At 69.9% G+C, this 5,298-nt stretch carries 5 protein-coding genes; 2 read left to right on the forward strand and 3 right to left on the reverse strand.

Going from position 1 to position 5,298, the window contains the following annotated elements; all coding sequences use genetic code 11:
• Positions 1 to 99 precede the first annotated feature (99 nt).
• Positions 100 to 624 carry a DUF4245 domain-containing protein gene (locus tag ACWGKQ_RS36510; RefSeq protein WP_453296335.1) on the reverse strand — a complete coding sequence of 175 codons (525 nt, stop codon included), beginning with the start codon at positions 622 to 624 and terminating at the stop codon, positions 100 to 102.
• Positions 625 to 749: 125 nt separating this feature from the next.
• Here ACWGKQ_RS36510 and glpX point away from each other — a divergent pair, with 125 nt between their 5' ends.
• Positions 750 to 1,787, forward strand: a complete 1,038-nt coding sequence (gene glpX, locus ACWGKQ_RS36515) for a class II fructose-bisphosphatase (protein ID WP_453296336.1) — start codon at positions 750 to 752, stop codon at positions 1,785 to 1,787.
• 246 nt (positions 1,788 to 2,033) lie between these two features.
• Here the strand turns inward: glpX and ACWGKQ_RS36520 are convergent, their stop codons facing one another.
• A complete protein-coding gene (locus tag ACWGKQ_RS36520; protein WP_189267196.1) occupies positions 2,034 to 2,417 on the reverse strand; it encodes a WhiB family transcriptional regulator in 384 nt (127 codons plus the stop codon).
• A 153-nt stretch (positions 2,418 to 2,570) separates the two neighbouring features.
• The gene (locus tag ACWGKQ_RS36525) at positions 2,571 to 3,272 is read right to left on the reverse strand and encodes a DUF1707 SHOCT-like domain-containing protein (RefSeq protein WP_453296337.1); all 702 of its coding nucleotides are present in this window, start codon (positions 3,270 to 3,272) and stop codon (positions 2,571 to 2,573) included.
• A 168-nt stretch (positions 3,273 to 3,440) separates the two neighbouring features.
• Between ACWGKQ_RS36525 and ACWGKQ_RS36530 the strand changes: the two genes are divergently transcribed.
• Positions 3,441 to 5,111 (forward strand): fumarate hydratase, encoded by a 1,671-nt coding sequence (locus ACWGKQ_RS36530; protein WP_453296338.1) that lies wholly within the window; start codon positions 3,441 to 3,443, stop codon positions 5,109 to 5,111.
• Positions 5,112 to 5,298: the final 187 nt, after the last annotated feature.

Consider the following 5,298-nt stretch of genomic DNA (forward strand, 5'->3'; position numbering starts at 1 on the left):
CGCGGTCGTCACGTCCGTCTGCGCCGGGCCGCAGAGCCGCGTGGCGGCCCCCGGCAACGGCGCCGGGGGCCTCCTCGCGTCCGCATCGCGACGCGGGCGTCAGGACATCTTCAGTGCCGCCGCCATCTTCGTCAGCTGGGTGAAGGGGGCCGTGCCGGCCACCACCGTGGTCGAGCCGGAGGTGCCGTCCAGCACCAGCGCGTGGTAGCGGCCGCCGGTGTAGTGCGTCCAGGTGCGGTCGCCGATCTTCTCGGTCGTCTTCGTGGCCGACGCGCCCTGGCTGGCGTCGTCGATGAAGTCCGCGCGCTTCTGAGTGGACTGCTCGATCTGGACGTACTGACCGTCGGGGGCCTGGTAGCCGAGGTGCCAGCGGTCCCCGTCCTCGCCCTGGAAGCGGACCGAGGTCGCCTTCCAGGTGCCGGGCAGGCCCTCGGGCGCGGCCACCGGGTAGCTCGCCGCGCGCCGTGCCGTCAGCAGCTCGACCCGGTAGTCCACCCTCGGGAGGTCGGGAGCGTGATCGTCGTGCGGGACGAGAAGGTAGATGAAGCCCGCCGCGAGACCGATCAGGGCCAGGGAGAGAATCATGTCCCGGACCGTCTTCTGCTTGCCGTTGGTGCCTGCCACGTCCCCTATCGTCGCAGGTGCCCGCTGCGCTCATCCGTGGGGTCCCCTGCTCATTTTGTCAGCCTGGCGATAGAGTCGACGGGAACCCTCATCCGGCCGTCGTCGTATCAGAAAGGTGCGCTCCGATGACCGAGAATCATCATCACCTGCCGTCCGAGCTCGATGTCCCCTCCGAAGCCCCCGACCGCAACCTCGCCCTGGAGCTCGTCCGGGTGACCGAAGCCGCCGCGATGGCCGCGGGGCGCTGGGTGGGCCGCGGCGACAAGAACGGCGCCGACGGTGCCGCGGTGCGCGCGATGCGGACCCTCGTCTCCACCGTGTCGATGAACGGCGTGGTCGTCATCGGCGAGGGCGAGAAGGACGAGGCCCCGATGCTCTTCAACGGGGAACGCATCGGTGACGGCACCGGACCCGAGGTCGACATCGCCGTCGACCCGATCGACGGGACGACGCTGACCGCGAAGGGCATGCCCAACGCGATCGCCGTGCTGGCCGCGGCCGAGCGCGGGGCCATGTTCGACCCGTCCGCCGTGTTCTACATGGACAAGCTGGTCACGGGCCCGGAGGCGGCGGACTTCGTCGACATCAACGCGCCCGTGTCCGTCAACATCAGGCGGGTCGCCAAGGCGAAGCGGGCCACGCCGGAGGACGTGACCGTCGTCATCCTCGACCGGCCGCGGCACGAAGGGATCATCAAGGAGATCCGGGAGGCCGGCGCGCGCATCAAGCTGATCTCCGACGGTGACGTCGCCGGGTCGATCTACGCGCTGCGCGAGGGCACGGGCGTCGACATGCTGCTCGGGATCGGCGGCACGCCCGAGGGCATCATCTCGGCGTGCGCGGTGAAGTGCCTGGGCGGGACCATCCAGGGCAAGCTGTGGCCCAAGGACGCCGAGGAGCGGCAGCGGGCGATCGACGCCGGGCACGACCTGGACCGGGTCCTGACCACCGAGGACCTGGTGACCGGGGAGAACGTGTTCTTCGTCGCCACGGGTATCACGGACGGCGAGCTGCTGCGGGGCGTGCGGTATCGGTCGGAGACCGCGCTGACCGAGTCCATCGTGATGCGGTCCAAGTCGGGGACGGTGCGGCGGATCGACTCCGAGCATCGGCTGCGGAAGCTGCGGGCTTACAGCTCGGTCGATTTCGACAAGGCGAAGTAGCGCCCAGGGGGAGGGGCTGCCGGCCGTCGGCGACTGCGGGTGCGTCGTGGCCGGTCGCGCAGTTCCCCGCGCCCCTAGGGGGTTGCACCTGCGGCGTCATGAGATGCGGCCGGTCGCGCCCACACGGCGACAGCCGCACAACGGCACAGCCCCGCGCCCCTTACGGGGCGCTGCCCCGCGGGGCGTTGGACAAGGTACCCCCGGCAGTTTGAAAGGCGCCCTCGGTGCGGAGAGGGCGCCTTTTTGTCAGCCTGCCTGGGCTATGCGGTTGGCGGCTGCTGCCCGCGCCGCCTTCTTGAGTTCCATGTCGCGGCGCCTGCGGCGGGCCAGGACCACGCGGCGTTCCGCTGCGGTGAGGCCGCCCCAGACGCCGTAGGGCTCGGGCTGGAGCAGCGCGTGTTCGCGGCACTCGACCATCACGGGGCAGCGGGCACAGACCCGCTTGGCCGCCTCCTCCCGGGACAGCCGGGCGGCGGTTGGCTCCTTGGAGGGTGCGAAGAACAGGCCCGCCTCGTCGCGCCGGCACACCGCCTCGGTGTGCCAGGGGGCGTCTTGGTCCCTGTCCCGCACTGGCACCCGCTGGGCCGGAACGGCAGCTACCTGCGGGGACGAATGCGGCGGTTGCAGCACGGGTCTACTCCTGACGACGGCTTCGCGAGCGAGAGACGATGCAGCAAGGCCTACCCGCTGTGCGTGGGCCTATGCACAGCGTTCTCAACAGCCGTACCACGGCGGCTTGTTCACGACCCCTGAGGCCGCTGGGCAAGGAGTGATTCGCGACCGTCAACGGTCCAGGTGTTTGCGCAACTTCCTGTCGACCTTGTCCTGAACCCGGTCCAGGATGTCCTCGATGAGCTTTCCGCGCTTCGGCCGCGCCTCCACGTTGCCGAGGACGGCCCACCCGTCGACGTAGACGACCGGCGCGTCGGAGTCGACCGAATCCAGTGTGTCCGCCTCGAAGTTGCCGAGCACACCGCCGCCGGTGCCGCGCAGCGACACGTTCTCCGGGACGCGGATCTGGACGTCACCGAAGACCGAGACCGCCTTGATGACGACCTGCTGGTACTCGAAGATCGCCTCGGTGAGGTCGATCTCGATGGACCCGAAGACGGCGTAGGCGTGCAGCCGGCGGCCGGCCCGCCAGCGGCCGCGGCGGCGGGCGCTGCTGAAGACGGCCACCACGTTGCTGTCCGCCTCGACGGGGATCGCGCCGGGCGTCGGCCGGGGCGGTACCGGGGTGTAGGCCGGGCCGGCCGGGCGGGCGTGGGCCGCGGGCAGGTCCCGTATGAAGACCTCCAGCTCGCCCACCGTCTTGGCGTTCAGCACCCCCTCCACACGCTCGGCGTGTTCGTCGGCGGTCAGGCGCCCCTCGGCGAGGGCCTCCCGCAGGATGTCGGCGATGCGGTCACGGTCGGCGTCCGAGGCGCGCAGCTCGGCGACCGGCGCTCCGGCGGGCTCACGAGGGGGCTGCTTCTGAAGGTCCACGGCAGCAGGGTACCGAAACGCGATAGATCGCGACTAGGGGTGTGGACAACCCCGCGCGTCGCGAACTGAGCCTTACCTCACAAGCTCCGCGTCGGAGCCAGGTTCTACGCTGATAGGGCCCGCCGACGTCGACGGGCGGCCGTCCGTCAGAGTGAGGAATGGGCTGAGATGCCTGAGTTCGCGTACACCGATCTGCTCCCCCAGGGCGAGGACACCACCCCGTACCGGCTGGTGACCTCGGAGGGTGTCTCCACCGTCGAGGGACCGGACGGGCGGACGTTCCTCAGGGTGGAGCCGGAGGCGCTGCGCAAGCTCGCCGAGGAGGCGATCCACGACATCCAGCACTACCTGCGCCCGGCCCACCTCGCGCAGCTCCGCCGGATCATCGACGACCCGGAGGCGTCGGGCAACGACAAGTTCGTCGCGCTCGACCTGCTGAAGAACGCGAACATCGCGGCGGCCGGCGTGCTGCCCATGTGCCAGGACACCGGTACGGCGATCGTCATGGGCAAGCGCGGGCAGAACGTGCTCACCTCGGGCGAGGACGAGAAGCACCTCTCGCACGGCATCTACGACGCCTACACCAGGCTCAACCTGCGGTACTCGCAGATGGCTCCGCTCACCATGTGGGAGGAGAGGAACACCGGGTCGAACCTGCCGGCCCAGGTCGAGCTGTACGCCACCGACGGCGGCGCCTACAAGTTCCTCTTCATGGCGAAGGGCGGCGGCTCGGCCAACAAGTCGTTCCTCTACCAGGAGACGAAGGCCGTCCTGAACGAGGCCTCCATGATGAAGTTCCTGGAGGCGAAGATCCGTTCGCTGGGTACGGCCGCCTGCCCGCCGTACCACCTGGCGATCGTGGTGGGTGGTACGAGCGCCGAGTACGCGCTGAAGACCGCCAAGTACGCCTCCGCGCACTACCTGGACGAGATCCCGGCCGAGGGCTCCGAGCTCGGGCACGGCTTCCGGGACAAGGACCTGGAGCAGAAGGTCTTCGAGCTGACCCAGAAGATCGGCATCGGCGCGCAGTTCGGCGGCAAGTACTTCTGCCACGACGTGCGGGTGGTCCGGCTGCCGCGGCACGGCGCGTCCTGCCCGGTCGCCATCGCCGTCTCCTGCTCCGCCGACCGGCAGGCCGTCGCGAAGATCACCGCGGAGGGCGTCTTCCTGGAGCAGCTGGAGACGGACCCGGCGCGGTTCCTGCCGGAGACGACCGACGAGCACCTCGACGAGTCGTCCGACGTGGTGAAGATCGACCTGAACCAGCCGATGGACACGATCCTCGCCGAGCTGACCAAGTACCCGGTCAAGACCCGGCTCTCGCTCACCGGTCCGCTGGTCGTCGCGCGTGACATCGCGCACGCCAAGATCAAGGAGCGTCTCGACGCCGGTGAGGAGATGCCGCAGTACCTGAAGGACCACCCGGTGTACTACGCCGGCCCGGCGAAGACCCCCGAGGGGTACGCCTCCGGTTCCTTCGGCCCGACCACGGCCGGGCGCATGGACTCCTATGTCGAGCAGTTCCAGGCGGCCGGCGGGTCCAAGGTGATGCTCGCCAAGGGCAACCGCAGCAAGCAGGTCACCGACGCGTGTGATGCGCACGGCGGCTTCTACCTCGGTTCGATCGGCGGGCCGGCCGCGCGGCTCGCCCAGGACTGCATCAAGAAGGTCGAGGTCGTCGAGTACGAGGAGCTCGGCATGGAGGCGGTCTGGAAGATCGAGGTCGAGGACTTCCCGGCGTTCGTCGTCGTCGACGACAAGGGGAACGACTTCTTCCAGGATCCGGCGCCTCAGCCGACGTTCACGAGCATTCCGGTGCGGGGGCCGGGGCTGGCGTAGTGCCCGTGGGGCGGCGGGCGTGGGTTTTCTTCGCCCCCGCCGCCCCTACCCGTCCCGTCACTCCAGGGGGTGGGCCCCCTTTGACCGCCCGGTTCGGGGGCTGCCGCCCCCGGACCCCCGCTTCGGCCTTCGGCCTCGTCCTCAAACGCCGGACGGGCTGAGATGTGGTTCTCCTCCTCGAACGCCG

Source organism: Streptomyces sp. NPDC054770 (genome assembly GCF_053611985.1).